Raw genomic sequence first — 19434 nt, forward strand, 5'->3', positions numbered from 1 at the left:
TATTAAGCATCGACCTCTATCACAGTATCTGCTTGGTAGCTTGCAGAAGAACTATTCATAGACTCTTCTGTATTCAGCTTTTATTTATAAGTGACTTATAACTCTTCATTTATAGACTAGCTGGGCAACTAAGTTGAATAAATAGTTATGCCTAAATAAGGACAGTAGTAAGCATGAACTCCCAAGATAAGGTTTTACAAACCAGCCTGACTGACAATATTGACTATCCTGAATTCTGTTTAAAAGCTAGCTTGGATTCTTCCATATTTAAAGATTTTCGTCGCAATGAAATATACAAGATCGCATTAGAACACGACGACTTCGGTCAAGGCTTAGAGTATCTGGAAGCAACCAAAAATTCTTCTTCTAAGGTATTGAGCAAGATTAATGAATTTCTTAAAAATGATCGGATTGGCAATCCTATAGTTTTTGATTACGAGGGCATTGGTACAATCGCACCACCTACCCTACGATACATAAAAATTTTGTCAGATTTAGAATCTGAATTTGGCACTCTAGACAACTTAAATATATGTGAAATCGGAGTTGGTTATGGAGGGCTATGTAGAATTGTCAGTAGTTATTTTAAGGTAAAAACCTATACGTTGGTTGATCTAAAACCAGTGCTAATGCTAGCTCAAAGATATTTAGATCATTACCCATTAAACACGACACTAGTCTATAAGACAATGAATGAATTACCTAAAGAGAATTATGATCTTGTAATTAGCAATTATGCCTTCACGGAACTGAGGCGAGAAATACAAGATATTTATTTAGAAAAGGTGTTTCTTTCTGCCACTAAAGGTTATATTACATACAATGAAATCAATCCAGAAGATTTTAATTCATATACAAAAGAAGAGTTAATTAAAATCATTCCCACAATCAGAGTCAATAAAGAAGTTGGCATATTAGACCCTGAAGATTGTACTTTAGTCTGGTAAAAAAATACCGGATTTATCCAAATTGAATAAAACTTAGGCAGATATTTAACAGACCAATACATAACTCAAAAATTAAGTTACATCCTTCTAAAAGTATTGGGCTGTTAAATATTATTTAACCCTTCTTAAACCACACCGCAGTGTAGTCAATTCGATGCAAGTTAAATTTCTCCCCTTTCAAATGCTCAAAGTCATGTAAGGCTTTTTGACAACCATCCCAATGTCCGTAGTCATCCACCTGAATCATCCCATTAATAACAACGCTATCATAGAGCGTATTGAAGATATCCATTGTTGATTCATACCAGTCTCCATCAGCGTGCATAAAAGCAATATTGCCTATCTCTGATTTATATTGAGGCAATGTATTAGCAAACAAACCTTTAACAGGTACAACAATATCTTGGACTTTTAACAATTGACAAATCGCTTGTATATTTTCTCCAATTGGAGCTTTTAAAGTGCCAACTCCAAACCCAGTTTCATTTGCAGGTATTCCATTATATATATCTATTTCCGTCGGTTCGGGCATTCCTTCAAAAGTATCACATGCATAAAGTAGACGTGGGCGCAAGCTGTATCGCTTAATTACGGATGCTAAAAGTGCTGCTGCTCCCCCTTTATAACTTCCACATTCAACAAAATTTCCGGGAATATCTTCTATACAAATTTTTTTTGCTAGAGAGTAAAGTGAAAATAAGCGTATTTCGCCCAATAAGGTATAAGGTCGGATAGCAGTAATAATTTCCATAAATTCATTTACTGAATCTGATGATAATTCACTTACATGATAGTTTTGCAAATGCTCTGGTACACTCCAATTAACATTTGGATCTGGCTGATGTTGGACTGGCTCAATATTGCCACGCCAAGCAACTCCCATAATCTGTCTTGTTTGATAAATCATTGTGTTCCACCCTTTTTGCTTTAAGTAATCTAAGCCTTGGGTAACATCGAGAGAATTTAAGTTATTAAATAGAATAAAAGCTTCTGTCTCTGCTAATTGTTCGCAGATAATTGCATAATTGAGTGGATTTATAGCTTCATTAGTTCCGTCAATAAAAATCAACGACCACTTGCGTTGTAATTGTTCGGCTAACTCCTCTATTATTTGTGGAATATTACTACTTACTAGATTAACTGAGTCCAGGACACCTGCACATCGCAAAGAGTTAGTTACACTTTCATGAATATCTTTTCTGACTAATAGAGCATCAATTACATCTAATTTTACTCCTGCTAATGCCAGATGACAGACAGACCAACCATACCAACAGCCAATAGCTAAAGCTTTTTTATCCCTAAACTTATGAGCAGTATTATAAAGAATATGTGCTTCATCCCGACTGAGAAATCCTACATCTGTTTCTCTTTTATCTACATACAGATTATGAGGAATTTCACGTTTTAGAGAATGCAAATCAGAAGTATTTATATCTTCTACAATCATATTGGGAAAACATTTATCTGGTTTGATAATTTCAAGCCCAACTGAAACATAATCTCCATCTGCTAACAATGTTCTGTCAATAAACTCTATCGTTTCTTTATTCATGATTCATTTTTCCTTAAATATCCTAATTTTTGCTACAAAATTCGCTGCTAACCCCATGCCTATTACTGTGATGCAGTATTAGATATACACAGTTACTGATTGATGGCTTACTAATAATAAAACTTGCTAAAATCGTCAATTATCTGAATATAGTTTTTGATGATGTAACTAAAATCAAAATTTTCTCTGACATGTTCTACAATTTCTTGGCGAAAAGATTTATTTTTTTCAATTAAATCAATAATTGTGTCACAAACCATTTTTTTATTTTCAGCGGTAGCATTAGTTAATATATCATCTGGCAAAACTTTAATAAACTCTTTGGAGTGTAAATTAGCACTAGCAGATTCTGAAACAACGACACATAAACCTGCCGCCATTGCTTCTAGTACTACAAGCGGTGCAATTTCTCCATTACTAATTAAAACTAAACAATTATAAGCTGTGAGATTATTATAAACTTGTTTTAAACCCCAGATACCTAAATGTTTTGTCGTGGTTCCTTCTTTAAAATTAGGGTCATCTAAAGGCCCAACAAAATCTAATCTTAACTTGCCATCAATCGTTTCTGCTAGCAATCTCTGTTGCTTTCTCGGTTGAATCCAACCCAAACAAATAGCTTTATTATTTCCTTCTTTTTTGAAATTCAATTTTTGAGTATCAATACCGTTTATTTGCACTGATATGTATCCAGAATAGCCTGCTTTAATAAAAATATTTTTTGTTGGATTAGAAAGGGCAATTATCCCAGGTGCATTTAGGTAATGTTGAAATCCTTCCTTAAAATCTTCTTCCCATTTATCTTGTTTAAAAAAATAGCCATTATGACAACTAAAACAATATTTTTGCTCTAGGCTTTTATTGAATTGACTAGCAAATTCATAGGCGTGTAAATGTACAAAATCATAATTTCCATTATTGATTTTATCTATAACTCCATTAACATCTTTATTATTAAAAATATCTACTTGATGTCCAAGCTTATCTAAAAAATATTTATACTCTTGGATAAGAGTCAAAATAGAACTTGATAAGGGAGGTGCAGGAATATAGCCTCCAGCAACTAAGGCAATCTTCATGAAAATCCCTATTTTTTAGAAACTATTGCTCAAATATACTACATTTTTTATCGATGTTTACAAGTGTTAATAAGTCAAAGCGGTATATATCTATTCTATAATAGAATACGTTGATTTCATTGTGATATAAATTTTATGGTAAACTCTACTGCGCCTTCTTTGTTAAGTAGCTTTTTAGAAAATTCATTTGACTTCAAACATCATTTACAAGGTTTTTTAAATTTAGCTCCAGAAACCATCGAGACAAAGTTAACAGCAGCACAAGAGGAAATAAAAAATTTAGGACGCAAAGATTTTAATTGGGAAGAAGCAACTGCTTTCTATCGTGAGAAAGTAGGAGAACTTTACTTGTTTGAATTGGGGGCTTGGCATCTATCAAGTTATGCTTATATTGGAGATATGTTGCAGTTGATTGCAGATTGTGCCCAAGGAAGAGTGTTAGATTTTGGTGGAGGGATAGGAACTCATGCCCTTGGTGCTGCTCTTTGTCCACAAGTGGAGCAAGTTATTTATTATGATATAAATCCGATTAATCGTGATTTTGTTCAGTATCGAGCAGAGAAAATGGGACTGGATAAAAAAATAATTTGTACTCTTGAAATGCCCGCGAAAGAAAAATTTGATACTATTTTGTGTTTTGATGTTTTAGAACATTTGCCAGACCCTAGCCAGCAGTTATTAGAATTTTATCAATCTTTAAATGCTGAAGGTAAAATGATAGCGAATTGGTATTTTTTTAAAGGTTTTAATCAAGAATTTCCTTTCCATTTAGATGAGCCTAAAGTAGTAGAAACATTTTTCAATACACTTCAGAGTCAATTTTTAGAGGTTTTTCACCCTTACTTAATTACAACTCGCTGCTACCGCAAGCAAAGTTGAATTTAATTACATGTTTTTTGGGTGGAGCCATAGCGAAACCCGCTAAACAAGTTATTTAGCTGAAAAAATGATGTTGATAAAAATAGATTAACGACGGAAATGTACCATAAATTATTATTTATGTCTACTCCAATGGGCCCGCTAGGTTCAGGATTGGGAGGTGGAGTAGAGTTAACTTTATCTAATATTGCTACAGAGATGCTGCGGCGAGGACATAAATTAGAAATTGTTGCACCGCAAGGATCTATCAGCAATTCATTACCGATTAGACAAATTCCCGGTGAACTAATACAGATACCAGCGCAAAATCAGAGTCGTAGCGATCCAATTTTGCTGCATAAAAATTCTGTTTTAGCGAATATGTGGGATTATGCTCATCAAGTCCAAACTGATTATGATTTGATTATTAATTTTGCTTATGATTGGTTGCCACTCTATTTAACACCATTTTTTAATTGTCCGATCGCACATCTGATCAGTATGGGTTCTTTGACAGATGTAATGGATGAGATTATTGAACAAGTAGCAATCAATTTTCCTGATAGTATTGGTGTTCACAGCCAAACACAGGCAGCTACTTTCACATTTGCAGAACGGTGTATTTGTCTGTTAAATGGCATGGATTTATCTATTTATCAATTTTGCCAGAAACCAACTCAGAGCTTGGCGTGGGTAGGTAGGATAGCTCCTGAGAAAGGGCTAGAAGATGCAGTAGCAGCAGCAGAAATCACTGGCATTAAATTGAAAATATTCGGATTAAAACAGGATGTATCTTATTGGGAAAAAATTTGTCAAGAATACCCTAATGCTCCTATAGAATATGTAGGATTTTTACCAACGCTTGAGCTACAAAAGGAGCTAGGTAAATGTCAAGCACTTTTAGTAACTCCTCGTTGGATAGAAGCATTTGGAAATGTAGCAATAGAAGCGCTTGCTTGTGGAGTACCTTTAATTGCTTATCGTCGCGGTGGTTTAACAGAAATTGTCCAGGAAGGAAAAACTGGTTTTTTGGTGGAACCTGATAGTGTTCAAGGTTTAGTAGAAGCTATTAAGCATTTGGATGAAATTGACCGACAAAGTTGTCGCCAGCAAGCAGAAACTCTATATTCTTTAGAAGCTATGGGCGATCGCACTGAAGAGTGGTTTCAAGAAATTCTGAGAAAAAATTCTGAAAAGCTCATATAGTACTAATCTTGTTCAATTTAGATATTACCGCTACGACTAACGGGATTTACCAATGCAGCCATCCAACGTTGAAATTAATAAAGAGTTCTGGAGCAATTACGCCAAAACATGGGATAAATCTCAAGTTATTCTAGGTAATCAAAAAGTTACAGATGATGAAAGAGATAATTACGTCAATTATTTAGGTGATGAATGCGCGACAGTATAAGATGCAGTCAATATTGTGACTAAGTATATTACACCGTTTATTTCCCAAGACAGTACAACCTTTTCTTTCTTTTTCAGCAACCCCTACCTATGATGGATTATCTCGGATAAAGTAATCACACTTTGCCAGCCAAGTTTATCAACTGCTTGAAATTCACAAGATAAGTAATGTTATTGGCGCTATCAATTTTGATCCACCCTTTTTCATGCAGCTTTTCCATGATTTTGGTGGTTTCTTCAACACCGATTTCTGTTACCTCTGCTAAATCTTTAAAAGGAATGTTAAAAACTTCTCTTCCTAAGTCTGATTCCTGACCATAACTTTCACCTAAAGTTACTAGGGTATGAGCGAGTTTGACTGCTGGTGGTGAAGACCGCATTTGTAATCGCTGGTTAATTTGCCGCAATCGCCGCACCATCAGTTGCAGCATCCGGTGATGTAACTGTGGGTCTTTAAACAATATTTGAATAAAACGCTCTCTGGAGATACTAAGCAACTTCACGGGTGAAAGGGCAATGACATCGGTTGAGCGTGGAGATTCATCTAAAATTGCCATTTCTCCAAAAAAATCACCACGACCAAAAATTGCCAAAGCTACTGAATCGTCCCCGACAGTACGCCGGACTTTGACCCAACCAGAAACCACGAAGTAAACGGCATTACCCCAGGCATCTTCCATCACAACGGCTCGCCCCGATGGATATTCATGTTCAATTGCAACGTTGAGCAGCCATTCTAAGGTTTGTGGGTTGGCTGTACTCATCAAGGGGAAAAGTTCACTAAAAACCTCAGTTAGCATGAAATATTTGCAACAAATGGATTCAAGAGCGGGAAACTAACTTTGATACTATAAGTTTGTTTAAATCGTAATCTTACTCAGAGTACGATCGCAAAATTTGTATTTATTTGAGATGAACCTTATAAGGTTGATCGGTCTAAAGTCTCATTACAACATAACAATTATGTACGCGATCGAAATCAGCGCTTTCACTGACAGACCTATAATTTGCTGTCTGTTGGTGGATTGCTATGTATTGCCAGTATTTTGATCTGTTGGTCTAAATTTTTCACTAATTGATTCAGTGTAGCTAAAGCCTCTGATTGCTGAGAGTCAAGGATAGGATTCAACAAAAGCCGTTCTTGTAGTTCATGTAATTTGAAACTTAGTTGCTGAGAAATTCCTAAAGCATCACGTCCCAGACGCATCAATTGTTGTTGCTGATAGAATTTTAATGCTGCTCCCCGCAAGACTTGGAGTGTTGCCTCTTCACCATAGGTTCCCGGCATAACTCGCAAGCGTAATAACAAGCGGTTTTTTTGATATACATATTCCTTCTCTACCTGTTTTGGTTCTGCAAGCGTGGTAAGAGGCAGGGAGGCAAACCGCTTTAATTCGTTCAGTACTCCTTGGAAAACATAGAGCGGCAGCTGGTCTAACACAGACTGCAATATTCCATTATCACTCCACAGTATCCTGCCTTCGTAAGCTTGTCTTTCTAAATACAGCCGACCTATTCCCCCACCCAGAATTCGCCCTAGTAATTCCTCTAGTAATTTTTTGGGTGGTAGTGTTGGCAGCAACTCAATGGAAGTAAGTAATTCAGGAACTTGTGTAGGCAAAATAGGTAGATTGTTTGCTACTGTAACGGATGTCTCGCCTTCTTGACTCCTTAGAGTTTGAGATGATTGATCTAGCTCTGGGATAGGAGGCAAGTCTACACGCTGTCCAGAATGTTGACGCTTTTGTGTCTGAAACGCCATCAATAGGGGGTGCTGATTTGATTCTGAGTCGGCATTTAGAGAGGGAATAGGTTTGTCAGCATTGTGTTGGGGAAAGTCCTCTGTTGACTCATGCACAAGTTTTGCGTCTAGCTGAGATGTATTCTTGTGGTTGAGGTAGGCTGATAATATTCTGCGGTGAGAGTCGCTTGCGATCGCCTCAATCACCATCGTGCAATTGATATAAGACAAAATGCGACCAACATAATCTAGTGCCTCACTGTCTTGTGGATAAACCATACCTAGCAAGAGGTTTTTGTCTTCTAATCCCAAGGGCAAAATCTGATGGTAGAGGCAAGCTTCAAAGGATAAAAGATTATCAATTAGTTGGAACATTTGCTCGCGTTCCCCTCCTTCCTCCCATCTAGTTTGAGTGGCAGTTAGGATTTGCTGTGCATTTGCTGCGGTATCATTTAGTTCGCCCTCGGAAGACAACATAGGTTTGATTGCGTGGTGTTTATTTATATTTTGCCTCTAATTGAGTAAGTAGTTAATAAAGATACTTTGTTTGATTGTTAAAATTTCAATTATATATACTTAAGTAGACGTAAGTAGAAGATGAATTTTAGATGATAGATTGGGGATAATACTGAGGATTGGGCATTGGGCAAATAATTAATACTTCTTCTTACCCTAATCCCCTACTCCTCCACTTCGCCACTCCCCATTTGCCTTGTCTCCCGCCGCCTGAATTGGCTACTCTTGGGTTCTTAAAGCTTGGGCTGCAAGATAAATTTTTGTCCATTCGCCTAATACTTGATGGGTTTTGAGTTTTAACTGTTGAGCTATTGCTTCTATTGAGTTACCTGCTTTCCGCAAATCTAATATCTGCCGCCCTAGAGGAGTCAATTTTTCATCAAGTTGTTGCCATTGGTTTTGCGTTAACCCTAAATTATGTTCTTGTAAGGAAATTGAGAGCCAGCTGTCTACTAGCTCTGGTTTATTTTTGAGGGCAAAAACACGCACAGCATGGTAACTAATTTTTTCTCGCAGCCGGTAGACTTCTTTAGTCTGCTTATCCAGTTTTTGGGCGATCTCTTCTTGGGACTTACCTTGCAGATACAGTCGTAGCCATTCTACTGCGTCTTTTCCCAGATTTTCTTGTAAATAATTTTCAAATTCTTTTTGGACGGACTGACGTAGGACTTGTTGTTCTTCTAGTTGTTGTGTTTCTTGATATTCTGCGATCGCCTGACTATCTACTAAGTTAACTCGATTGTCACTGTCGTCGGTGAGGACTTCTTCTGACACCAGTCTAATCATGTCACGACCCGGCACTTGGGTTAAGCCACCGCGCTGAGTGCGACGCAAGTAATTTACAAACCGATAAGCTAATAAGGGTTGATTGCGTACTGGTCGCAGACAATATTCTTCTACACTGGCAAATAGCAGAGCATCTGCCAATCGCCTATCGCTTGTATATTTGGCAAGATCGGCCATTTGTTGTTGCATATAGGCATCTGTTTGCAGTAATTCTTGGAGTACTTCTTGCAATACATCCATCACACTGCGCTGGCGATCGCGGCTGAGGGAAACCCAAGTCTGAATTTTATTCCGTAATGTCACTAAACTCCCTAGTCGCGTTATCAAGTTGCGATAAGCACGTTCTCGCCCAAACCCCAAATAACGTTGACGTAAAATCTTCCAGCGATATTCCATCGCTTGTTTGGCGATCTCAAGTTCCTTCGGGTTTAACAGATCAAACCGTTTTGAGTCAGATCCAAATAGCCAGAGAATAATACTTTGCCTAGCAGCTTCATTTTGCTCTGGACATTCAGTAGCCAAGCGCTTTTGCCAATCTAAAGCCAGTTTTTCCATATCTGTTGTCATACTGAGATTGCATTCCTCGAAACTCAATTTTGAAGTTTGCATCACAACCCCCATTTATCCCACCTAATTGTTAACTGGCAGCTGCCCCAGATTTCATGAGTTTCATGAAAATAGCTCAGTGTTTCTACTCTTATTACGTCTTAATTCACTAAAATTATGCAGAAATTTCCACATTGATGTTTTCCTTTCAATTCCAAAATACCCAAAACCCTTGTAAATGAAGCATTTAGAGCAAATATGTAAATTTAAGCTTTTTGTAAAGTTATGTTTTTTAACTAAGAACAGAAATCTGCCTAGCAGTGGTGAGGATACACCTTTGCACGAGATGGGTCGGGGAAATCTGATATTTTGTAACAGATACCAGGAACGAATCTAATTTAACTCAATGTCAGACGTTATTTCACCCGTATAAGTTTCAACCCTTTACAATCCCTTACGTAGGAAAATACTTAGTTAAATCTTAATACGCTTGGTGTTCATAAGATTTTGCTCTATAAGAGCCCTCCGACCCTCTTAAAATGAGCTTAATTCCGTCCTTTCTAAGGGGAATTAGGCAGGAGGAGCGAGCTTTAACTGAATAGTATTAAGTTAAATTTCTTAATATATTTTTATTTTATCTAAATGTATATACGTAAATTAGTGTTTAAAAGGATATTTAGTAAGGTGTTATATAAAACGTTTAAATTAGTAAAAATGAATAGTCAACAGTCAATATTGATTTTGACTATTGACTCTGATTTTTGCTTTCCCTCTGCTTAAAAATTCAACTTATGCAAAATTTAAAAACAGAAAGAATGCAACCCTCAAAAGCTTTAATGTTCAGAAGCCTTACAATAGATATCTCAATAAATTCATTTGTGGGGATTCTTCGTTTTGAATTTCCCCGCAGAGGGTTGAATCTATCGATTGTTCGATCTAACAATCGGATTTTCTACAGATTCTCGATACCCTTGGACTTGTTCTGTGTACCCAATTGGCAGAACAGCTTCAACGTTTTCATGGGGACGAGCAATAATTACCCAGGATTCGAGTGTACCGCCAAAAACATTTTCTGCGGCTTCAACACCAGCAGCCATAGCAGCTTTTACTTCAGAAACATCGCCCCGAATATTAACTGTAAAGCGAGCGCTACCTACTCTGATATAACCAACAAGGGTAACTCGACCAGCTTTTACCATTGCATCTGCTGCTGCTAGCACCGCAGGAAAACCTTTCGTTTCAAGTGCTCCAACTGCCTGTAATGACATTATTAATCTCCTGTATGAATAAACGATATGGGGACTACGAGTTAATTGTACGAAGCTTCGCTACAGATTTTGATAGCAAAATTGCTTAGAACATACGGAAAGGTTCTGATTCTTCAGTGAAATGGATTGGCAATATGGTTTCCACATTTTCCGGGGGATTAGGAACAACGTAGTAGGTAATTACTGTACCAACCTTGACTTGCTCTCCAGCTACGATTCCGGCTTCAACAGCTCTATTGACTTCAGAAACGTGTCCCCGGACGGCGACTAACAAACGAGCGCTTTCAGCTTGACCATAATACACAATCGTGACTGCGGCAGCTTTGACCATTGCATCTGCTGCGGCTAAAACACTAGGAAAACCTAAAGTTTCAATTACGCCAACCGCCATTGGCATGGCATTAGCTCCTGGAATAAGGGATAGGCGATATCAATTGTACGTGGCTTTAGTCCCAATTTTGACATTTTGCAAAATTTTCTTTGGTGGTGGGAATTAGGAGAGACGCGATTAATCGCGTCTTTACAAGAGTTAGAATATTTTGATTAGCCACTAAACTATGTTTTATGTATTACAAATAATACTTGAGCAGATTAGTTTGGGTAATTTTGTTGTTTAACAAAATCAGCGATGCGCCAAAGCAAGCTAGTACGATAAACTGAAATTTATGTTTCCGAATTTTCTCCCTAAAGCAGTTGGGCAACTGACAGAATCTGCCTCGATCGCACTAGCTCAGAGGATTCAAACTGCTGCGATCGCTACTCCTTTAATTAATCAACCAGTTACCACAACTTATGTCAAGCAAGGGAGTGGTGGAACTCCTATTTTATTAATTCACGGCTTTGACAGTTCTGTATTAGAATTTCGGCGGCTTTTGCCACTACTCTCTAGAGATAATGAAACGTGGGCTGTGGATTTGTTGGGTTTTGGGTTTACAGATAGACTCTCAGAAATTGCTTATAGCCCAACTGCGATTAAAACCCATCTTTATTATTTCTGGAAAAGCTTAATTAACCAACCTGTAATTTTAGTAGGCGCTTCGATGGGGGGTGCGACGGCGATTGATTTTACGCTGACTTACCCGGAAGTTGTAAAAAAGCTGGTGTTAATTGATAGTGCAGGGTTAGCTGGTGGTTCACCGTTAAGTAAATTCATGTTTCCCCCATTGGACTATTTCGCAACTCAATTTTTGAGTAATCTAAAGGTGCGCGATCGCGTTTCTCGCATTGGATATAAAAATCAAACTCTTGCTTCTGTCGATGCTTTATGTTGTGGTGCATTACATCTACAAATGCCCAGTTGGAATCAAGCTTTGATTGCTTTTACTAAAAGTGGTGGTTACAGTGCTTTTAGATTTGATATCTTATCAAAAATTGTGCAACCAACACTAATTTTGTGGGGCGATTCCGATAAGATTTTGGGTACTAAGGATGCCACAAAGTTTAAAAGTGCAATTCCACACAGCAATCTCATCTGGATTCAAGATTGTGGTCATCTCCCACACTTGGAACAAGCACAAATCACCGCGCAGCATATTTTAACCTTTCGAGTTTAAAGCAGTTTGTTATTTACTAAGTATAATATCGATTACCTGTGGGGTTGCTATAGAACAAGGAGCTTAAGCCCCTTGTTTTACAAAACCTGATTTTGTACAGTTTCACAAAGAACTGATATCAACTCTAGTCAAGTAACCACATCTCATTAGAACTATCAGGATACTCATTTGGTTGATTTTGTGGTTGATTTTGAGCTAACGTTTCCGATGAACGATGTGATTTTTTGTAGTTAAGTGGATTGTAATGGTCTTTGACTGGTTTGATAGCAGTACTTTCTTTGACAACAAGTTTTTTAGAATTATCTTCTGCTGTTTGTTTTAAGGCATTAATTTCTTCTATAAGCTTGGAATTTGCTTCTGCAAGTTGCAGTGCTGTTTTTTTGGTCTCTTCAAGTTCTTTTGTTACCTGTTGCGCTAATAATTTGTGTTCCGATGCTAATGTTTGTTGTTTAGATAATTTTGATTGCAAATCAGCAATTTCTTGCCCTAGAGATGCTTCCTTTTTATGGCTTTTTTCTAGATTACTTGTTAATTCTTTGACAGTTGCTTCTAAATCAGCTTTAGTTGGGCTTGTACGCTTAGTAGAATTTGGCTCAGATGTTTGTGCTGAGGATTCTTCATCAGATGAAGCCTGTTCTTCGGTAATTGCTTGTGCTGTAACTTCGATCGCAGATTCACCTTCTGGGGGTGTAAATTTTTGTGCCTCTTCTTGTAGTAAGTCAGAGAGACTTTGTTTCCTAGCCATTATTATTTTCTCCAATCACGCTGTAATTCATCAGCTGCACGACGGTAGTCTAACTCCGCCTCTCGTGCATTACTTCCTCGCCATTGAGCGATCGCTACACCCTCAAGCGCCGCTCGTTCATGAGCCTTATAAGCACGGATAAAGGTATTAAAAGCAGGAATACCTAATCTAGTGAGAGTGTTTTTTGCTTCTAGCGCTTCCCCAATGCTGCGCGTATCGACTTTAGTAAGCAGTACCCGATGGGGGGTTCCCACGGGGATGACGGCTTCCTTGACTGTTTCCACGAGGATAGCTAAATCCATTGCGGATGGGGGTGTAGGCAAAACTAGATAATCTGCGATCGCAACTACCGCCACTAATGCTTCAGAGCGCAGCGCGGGAGGCGTATCCACCACTACTAAATCGTAACCTGTTATCTTTCCTAAATCACTTAAAAGCTTGGGATCTGTTTCTTGAGATAAATCAAATCCCATTCCCTGCTGACTGCGCCCAAACCACCAGCTGGCAGAACCTTGAATATCTGCATCAATCAGCAACACCTTTTTTTTCTTCGCAAAGTTTGCAGCCAGATTGACTGCGGTAGTCGTTTTGCCGACTCCTCCTTTACCGTTGAGAATAGCGATGATTTTTGGCACTGCTTGCTTCCGATGCTGCCTCTTGTTAGCGCTAGCGGGGCGTTTAGCCCGTGCTGAGTTAGGAGTGCTGAGTGCTGAGTTAGGAATAGAGACGCGATGAATCGCGTCTGTACAAGAGTTTTTATTATTCTCTTTTCAGTTCTCAGTCTCCAGTCTCTAGTCCCCAATCATGAATATACCGCTTTCTGTAACCCTAAGTAACATGAAAAGTCGTAACAATAAAATTCAGAAGCCATCAAATCTACAAACTCCTATGACAGCAACTTACAATCTACCTGATGGGCCTCAAATGCCGCGCTGGTTGAGGATGATCAAGTTTATTAGTCAGCCAGTGAAATATGTTGATGATTTTGCCAAAACCTATGGCGACACTTTCACCATCAGGAGTACTAGCTCTGATAACCATCTTGTGTATTTTAGTCAACCCCAAGCACTTGAGCAGATTTTTACTGCTGATTCGAGGCATTTTGAGGTTGGGAGGGGAAATACAGGACTAAGATTTTTACTTGGCGATCGCTCCTTTATGTTATCAGATGGCGATCGCCACCAGCGTCAACGGCAACTCTTAGCTCCCCCCTTTCATGGCGAAAGGATGCGGGCTTATGGTGAGGAAATTCGGAAAATAACCCAACAGGTGAGCCATGAATGGCAAATTGGCAAGCCTTTTAAGATCCGTGAGTCGATGCAGGAAATTACCTTGCGTGTTATCTTACGGGTTGTCTTTGGTTTGAATGAGGGAGAGCTTTTTGAAGAACTAAGGCGATCGCTAAGTGACTTACTAGACTTTATAAGTTCGCCCATAATGTCCAGCGCCTTCTTTTTCCAGTTCATGCAAAAAGATTTCGGTGCGTGGAGTCCGTGGGGTTGGGTTCTGCAACAACGGCAAAAAATTGATCGACTGATTTATGCTTTACTTCGAGAACGTCGGGCCCAAACCGATCAAAATCGCCAAGATATCCTAAGTTTGATGATGGCGGCTCGTTACGACGATGGTCAAGGGATGTCAGATGAAGAATTACATGACGAGTTAATGACACTGCTAGTAGCGGGACATGAAACTACTGCTTCGTCATTGACGTGGGCTTTTTACTGGATTGATCGTTTACCAGAGGTGCGTGAGAAGTTGCTAGAGGAACTCAACACCATTGGAGTTAACCACGATTTGAGTAGTGTAGGTAGATTGCCCTATTTGACAGCAGTTTGCCAAGAAACACTACGAATTTACCCAATTGTCATGACTGCTTTCCCCCGGATTGTGAAAACCCCAATTAAAATTATGGGCTACGAACTGCGAGAGGGAACGGTGATAATCCCCAGTATTTATTTAGCGCATCATCGAGAAGAAGTTTATCCACGATCCAAGCAGTTTAAACCAGAACGCTTTTTAGAAAGACAATATTCACCTTATGAATATTTACCCTTTGGTGGCGGTAATCGTCGCTGTATTGGGATGGCATTTGCCCAGTATGAAATGAAAATTGTCTTAGCAACTGTTCTATCTGACTTTCAAGTATCGCTAGTTAATAAACGTCCTGTGCGTCCTGTACGCCGTGGATTAACTGTCGCTACACCGGCCGGAATGCGTATGGTTGCTACACCTCAAGTCAAGCGTGCAAATACGCCAGCCTTAGTTTAGGCAAGTAGGGTGGGCATTTTAATCCCCACCCTACTATTTTGTAATAATTACGAGATATCCTGATTTTCTTGCTTGTTAGCGAGTTGTTCATAATGTTCTTTATCGCGGTATTTAATTATTCTCATCGGTTGATTCCCAACAATTGCTAAAGGTTCCACATTAGCAGTTACAACCGTACCAGCCGCCACAATTGCACCATCTCCAATAGTAATTCCCGGAATAATTAAGACATTTCCGCCAATCCAAACATTGCGGCCGATGACAACAGGTTTATGGATGTAGACATTATGTTCATAAGGCAAATCATTACTTTGATAGTCGTGATTTGCAGAGAGGATAATAACATTAAATCCAAGCGTGGTGTTGTCGCCAATTGTGATTCCCCCACGACCATCTAATAAGACATCTGGGCCGATATAGACTTTATTTCCCAAAGAGACATTTTGTGGATGGTCAATTTTAATATCTCGCTTAAATCGTAAACCTGAGCCACAAAATTTTAATTGACTTTTCAGTTCTTGATGCTTGTAGCGCCTGATTTTGGTTTCTAGATATTCTCCCCACCGTACCAGACGAGGTACTAGCCATTGTTCTAATAGTCGTTCTAATTTATTCGTAATTTTATTTTTTATCTCTTTCATAAAACCTCACAGGAGTTTGACTAACCTCTGGTTTTAGCCCAGAAAGGTAATAAAATAAAGCCGGTTATCTAGCACACGTCACGCTTGTTGTTAGGTTTCCCCAATTAGAATATTTTCTCTCACGTGAAAGTTATAATAATTCAAAATCCCTATTAGGGATTGAAACTATCAGATATCTGGCAAAATGACTCCTGAAACACGTGTTACTAAAACATATTTTAAATTACTCAAATCTTTTCCTCCTCGTCCCATAACTTCCGAGAAAGAATTTCTGGCTATGCAAGAAGTCATTGATTCCTTGATTGATAAAGGCGAATTAACACCAGATGAACAAGACTATCTCAATGTTTTAGGTACTCTGGTTTATGAGTATGAACAAAAACATCATTCTATACCTGATATTCATGGCGTGGAATTACTTCAAGCGTTGACAGCCGAATTTTGTTTGCGACAAAAAGATTTAATTCCTATTTTTAAAACCGAGTCTATTGTATCTGAAGTCTTGAGTGGACAGCGCAAGCTAACAGTTAATCACATTGGTAAACTTGCGGAGTTTTTTCACATTTCGCCATCTGCTTTTTTTGAATCAAGATAGATATTAATTTATGTCGAGATACATGATAATTTATTTTTGGAGTTAATTATTTCCAGAATTTATTATTCAAAATAATAGGTTAAGCCGCATGAAAAAAGACTATCTGATTGTCATTTTAAATCTTACTACTGTACTCTTTAATTATTGATATTTATTTTCAGCTAGCTCAGATTGCTCATTTCAACTCCTCCCTCATCCTCTCTTCCAACACATCTAATAACCCATCCACATCCTTCCCAGATTGCTCAAAACAAATCGGTGGTGCTGGTTCCGGTGCAAACTGAATTAACTTAATTTCACCTTTACCAATGCCAATCATCACAACTTCTATTTCCGGCTTATGATTCTCGACAATTCCCAAAATTTCTTGCAGCCGATTCTCAACCTTAATATTTAAATTCTCTATCTGTTCTTTCGGACAATAAACAAAATGCGGCGTTGGTTGCAAATCAATACCAACAGTACCTTGACTATCACCATTTGCTAACCACAATCCCCAAAACAGCGCCGCCAATTCTTGCTGATTTGCTTTAACAAACCTATCCAACTGGACACGCCACTTGTTATCACCTGATTCTGGTTGATTATTGCCAAAAAACATAAATAATTCGTAATTCGTAATTCGTAATTAAAACACAAAGAAGGGGGGAAAGTTATCTTAAGCCTGACTGTACACGCCAGAGGCCGGAATAAATACCGTCTTTCTCCAGCAATTGCTCATGGGTTCCCGACTCAACTAATTTCCCATGTTCCATGACATAAATGCAATCGGCATTGCGGATGGTGGAAAGACGATGAGCGATCGCAATTGTAGTTCTATCTACTGTAATCCGTTCTAGCGATCGCTGGATTGCCGCTTCTGTCTCATTATCCACTGCTGAGGTAGCTTCATCTAAAATCAGAATGGGGGGATTCTTTAAGACTGCGCGTGCGATCGCAATCCGTTGTCTTTGTCCACCAGATAACTTTTGTCCTCTTTCCCCCACAATTGTCTCATAACCTTGGGGCAAGTTAATAATAAATTCGTGTGCCTCGGCTATCTTCGCCGCCGTGATAATTTCTTGCTCTGTATTCTCAAAGCTACCATAAGCAATATTCTCTGCTACAGTGCCATGAAATAGAAAGACATCTTGACTCACTAAACCAATACAACGTCGTAAATCTTGCAAATTCAAACTTTGCAAATCAATGCCATCGAGAGTAATGCTTCCAGTTTGCACTTCGTATAACCGCAACAAAAGTTTGACTAAAGTGCTTTTCCCCGAACCCGTTGAACCAACAATTGCAATGGTTTTCCCCGCCGGAATATCCAAAGACAAATTTTTAATTACTGGAAATCTATCTTTATAAGCAAAATAAACATTTTTAAATTGCACTTCACCGCGCACTTCATTCACAGGTAACGCCACATCACCTGTATGAATGGCGATAGGAGTATCTAACAAATTCATGACTCGATTAGTAGAAGCCATTGCTCGTTGATATTGGTCAAAAGTTTCGCCTAATCTAGTTAAAGGCCACAGTAATCGCTGGATTAAAAATACTAATACGCTGTAAGTACCTACAGACATTTTTCCAGAAACTGCTGCCATCCCACCATATAAGAGTAATGCCGTAAAACCTACCAAAATCAGCATCCGAATTAACGGTACAAAAGCAGCAGAAAGAGTAATTGCCTTGGCATTACTGCGGCGATAAGCATCACTATCTAATTCCAAACGAGAGGCTTCATAAGTTTCGGCAGTGAAACTTTTAATGGTAGTTATTCCACTAATATTGTTTGACAAACGCGAATTTAGGAAACCTACCTTTTCCCGGACATCAGCGTAGCGAGGTGCAAGCAGTCGTTGGTAAGCAAAAGAACCCCAGAGGATAAATGGCATTGGTGACAAAGCCATCCACGCTACACTAGGAGCCAAAATAAAGAAAGCAGCGCCAATAATTAGAACAGTTGCAGAAACTTGAATAATATCATTTGCTCCTCCATCCAAAAACCGCTCTAATTGGTTAATATCATCACTGAGGACAGACATTAAACCACCAGTGCTGCGTTCTTCAAAATAAGCCAATTCCAACTCTTGCAAATGTTTGTAGGCATCCAAACGCAAGTCATGCTGAATATTCTGAGCCAAATTCCGCCAAAGTCGAGCGTAGGCGTATTCAAAAACAGATTCTAGTATCCAAATGATGACGGTGAGGAAGGAAATAATCAAAAATTGTTGAAAAACATCGCGTACCCCTAACTGGGCAATTATAGAATCCTGCTGTTTAACGACTACATCCACTGCCACGCCAATTAAGCCTGGTGGTGCCAAGTCGAAAAATTTATTGAGGATAGAATAAGTAGTCGCTAGCCAAATTTGTTTACGATACTGATGTCCATACTCAAGCAAACGCTGGAGAGGCTGCGTTGAATGTTTACGCCTTCTTGATACCTGATGAGATTTTAATCCAGTAGCCACGGCTTTTTGCGGTTTCGTGCAGTTGATATTACCACATAACAAAGTCTTGAGTCCTGAATCTGAAGATTGAAGACTTAATTCAGACAGACTGATGAGAGGATGTTTTAAAAGTCATGATTGATGTATCAAATATTTTTACCCCACCCTAACCCTCCCCTTATAAAGGCTACGGTGTACACACATCTTTCTAGAAAACCAAAATCGTCGTAGATCCCCCTAAATCCCCCTTAAAAAGGGGGACTTTGAGAGCTTTTTGCCCCCCTTAAAAAGGGGGGTTGGGGGGATCAAAAGCTTGTGGTGCAACTTTAGAAGACTTGTGTGTACACCGTAGCCTTATAAAGGTGAGGGAACTAGATTTTCTTGTTTCCCACCTTTATAAGGGGGGATTAAGGGGGGTAATAATTCGATTAAAATCACAACATACCACTTTTAAAACATCCTCTGAGGCACTTAAACCC

19 protein-coding genes are annotated in these 19434 nt (G+C 38.7%); 7 read left to right on the forward strand and 12 right to left on the reverse strand.

Annotated elements, in window-relative coordinates:
• Positions 1 to 173: 173 nt before the first annotated feature.
• The gene (locus IQ274_RS01785) at positions 174 to 947 is read left to right on the forward strand and encodes a putative sugar O-methyltransferase (protein ID WP_179073813.1); all 774 of its coding nucleotides are present in this window, start codon (positions 174 to 176) and stop codon (positions 945 to 947) included.
• Positions 948 to 1062: 115 nt separating this feature from the next.
• Here IQ274_RS01785 and IQ274_RS01790 read toward each other — a convergent pair whose 3' ends face one another.
• Positions 1063 to 2502, reverse strand: a complete 1440-nt coding sequence (locus IQ274_RS01790; protein ID WP_193867184.1) for a TylF/MycF/NovP-related O-methyltransferase — start codon at positions 2500 to 2502, stop codon at positions 1063 to 1065.
• A 110-nt stretch (positions 2503 to 2612) separates the two neighbouring features.
• Positions 2613 to 3581 carry a glycosyltransferase gene (locus IQ274_RS01795; protein WP_193867185.1) on the reverse strand — a complete coding sequence of 323 codons (969 nt, stop codon included), beginning with the start codon at positions 3579 to 3581 and terminating at the stop codon, positions 2613 to 2615.
• 135 nt (positions 3582 to 3716) lie between these two features.
• Here IQ274_RS01795 and IQ274_RS01800 point away from each other — a divergent pair, with 135 nt between their 5' ends.
• The 3 genes from IQ274_RS01800 to IQ274_RS01810 all read left to right on the forward strand — a co-directional run bounded on the left by IQ274_RS01800 (position 3717) and on the right by IQ274_RS01810 (position 5853).
• Positions 3717 to 4460, forward strand: a complete 744-nt coding sequence (locus IQ274_RS01800) for a class I SAM-dependent methyltransferase (RefSeq protein WP_163935353.1) — start codon at positions 3717 to 3719, stop codon at positions 4458 to 4460.
• A gap of 99 nt (positions 4461 to 4559) precedes the next feature.
• Positions 4560 to 5645, forward strand: a complete 1086-nt coding sequence (locus tag IQ274_RS01805) for a glycosyltransferase family 4 protein (RefSeq protein WP_193867186.1) — start codon at positions 4560 to 4562, stop codon at positions 5643 to 5645.
• Between the two features lie 52 nt (positions 5646 to 5697).
• Positions 5698 to 5853 carry a hypothetical protein gene (locus tag IQ274_RS01810; RefSeq protein ID WP_193867187.1) on the forward strand — a complete coding sequence of 52 codons (156 nt, stop codon included), beginning with the start codon at positions 5698 to 5700 and terminating at the stop codon, positions 5851 to 5853.
• 115 nt (positions 5854 to 5968) lie between these two features.
• Here IQ274_RS01810 and IQ274_RS01815 read toward each other — a convergent pair whose 3' ends face one another.
• From IQ274_RS01815 to IQ274_RS01835, 5 genes are all read right to left on the reverse strand, one after another.
• Positions 5969 to 6652 (reverse strand): Crp/Fnr family transcriptional regulator, encoded by a 684-nt coding sequence (locus IQ274_RS01815; RefSeq protein ID WP_114081365.1) that lies wholly within the window; start codon positions 6650 to 6652, stop codon positions 5969 to 5971.
• A 200-nt stretch (positions 6653 to 6852) separates the two neighbouring features.
• Entirely contained in the window at positions 6853 to 8070 is a 1218-nt protein-coding gene (locus tag IQ274_RS01820; protein ID WP_193867188.1) for a pilus assembly protein PilB, read from the reverse strand.
• Positions 8071 to 8328: 258 nt separating this feature from the next.
• Positions 8329 to 9516 (reverse strand): HetZ-related protein 2, encoded by a 1188-nt coding sequence (locus IQ274_RS01825; protein ID WP_193867189.1) that lies wholly within the window; start codon positions 9514 to 9516, stop codon positions 8329 to 8331.
• Positions 9517 to 10361: 845 nt separating this feature from the next.
• On the reverse strand, positions 10362 to 10709 hold the full coding sequence (locus tag IQ274_RS01830) for a carbon dioxide-concentrating mechanism protein CcmK (protein WP_069069149.1): 348 nt from the start codon (positions 10707 to 10709) through the stop codon (positions 10362 to 10364).
• A gap of 85 nt (positions 10710 to 10794) precedes the next feature.
• Positions 10795 to 11106: a BMC domain-containing protein gene (locus IQ274_RS01835; RefSeq protein ID WP_069069150.1), complete on the reverse strand. Its 312-nt coding sequence runs from the start codon at positions 11104 to 11106 to the stop codon at positions 10795 to 10797.
• Between the two features lie 268 nt (positions 11107 to 11374).
• Between IQ274_RS01835 and IQ274_RS01840 the strand changes: the two genes are divergently transcribed.
• Positions 11375 to 12262 (forward strand): alpha/beta fold hydrolase, encoded by an 888-nt coding sequence (locus IQ274_RS01840; RefSeq protein ID WP_163935367.1) that lies wholly within the window; start codon positions 11375 to 11377, stop codon positions 12260 to 12262.
• Between the two features lie 124 nt (positions 12263 to 12386).
• Here the strand turns inward: IQ274_RS01840 and IQ274_RS01845 are convergent, their stop codons facing one another.
• Positions 12387 to 13007, reverse strand: coding sequence for a hypothetical protein (locus IQ274_RS01845; protein WP_163935370.1), 621 nt, complete (start codon positions 13005 to 13007; stop codon positions 12387 to 12389).
• A 2-nt stretch (positions 13008 to 13009) separates the two neighbouring features.
• Positions 13010 to 13642, reverse strand: a complete 633-nt coding sequence (locus IQ274_RS01850) for a ParA family protein (RefSeq protein ID WP_012409272.1) — start codon at positions 13640 to 13642, stop codon at positions 13010 to 13012.
• Between the two features lie 253 nt (positions 13643 to 13895).
• Here IQ274_RS01850 and IQ274_RS01855 point away from each other — a divergent pair, with 253 nt between their 5' ends.
• Positions 13896 to 15278, forward strand: a complete 1383-nt coding sequence (locus IQ274_RS01855) for a cytochrome P450 (RefSeq protein WP_193867190.1) — start codon at positions 13896 to 13898, stop codon at positions 15276 to 15278.
• Between the two features lie 47 nt (positions 15279 to 15325).
• On the opposite strand, the gene IQ274_RS01860 is transcribed toward IQ274_RS01855, so the two are convergent.
• Positions 15326 to 15919 (reverse strand): acyltransferase, encoded by a 594-nt coding sequence (locus IQ274_RS01860; protein ID WP_193867191.1) that lies wholly within the window; start codon positions 15917 to 15919, stop codon positions 15326 to 15328.
• A gap of 184 nt (positions 15920 to 16103) precedes the next feature.
• On the opposite strand from IQ274_RS01860, the gene IQ274_RS01865 reads away from it, so the two are divergent.
• Entirely contained in the window at positions 16104 to 16514 is a 411-nt protein-coding gene (locus tag IQ274_RS01865; RefSeq protein ID WP_193867192.1) for a helix-turn-helix domain-containing protein, read from the forward strand.
• Positions 16515 to 16689: 175 nt separating this feature from the next.
• Here IQ274_RS01865 and IQ274_RS01870 read toward each other — a convergent pair whose 3' ends face one another.
• Together IQ274_RS01870 and IQ274_RS01875 are read right to left on the reverse strand one after the other, a co-directional pair.
• A complete protein-coding gene (locus IQ274_RS01870; RefSeq protein WP_193867193.1) occupies positions 16690 to 17115 on the reverse strand; it encodes a hypothetical protein in 426 nt (141 codons plus the stop codon).
• 52 nt (positions 17116 to 17167) lie between these two features.
• Complete coding sequence (locus IQ274_RS01875; protein ID WP_193867194.1) at positions 17168 to 18976, reverse strand: ABC transporter ATP-binding protein; 1809 nt, start codon at positions 18974 to 18976, stop codon at positions 17168 to 17170.
• Positions 18977 to 19434 lie beyond the last annotated feature (458 nt).

This window comes from Nostoc sp. LEGE 12447, assembly GCF_015206985.1.
Taxonomy (GTDB): domain Bacteria; phylum Cyanobacteriota; class Cyanobacteriia; order Cyanobacteriales; family Nostocaceae; genus Nostoc.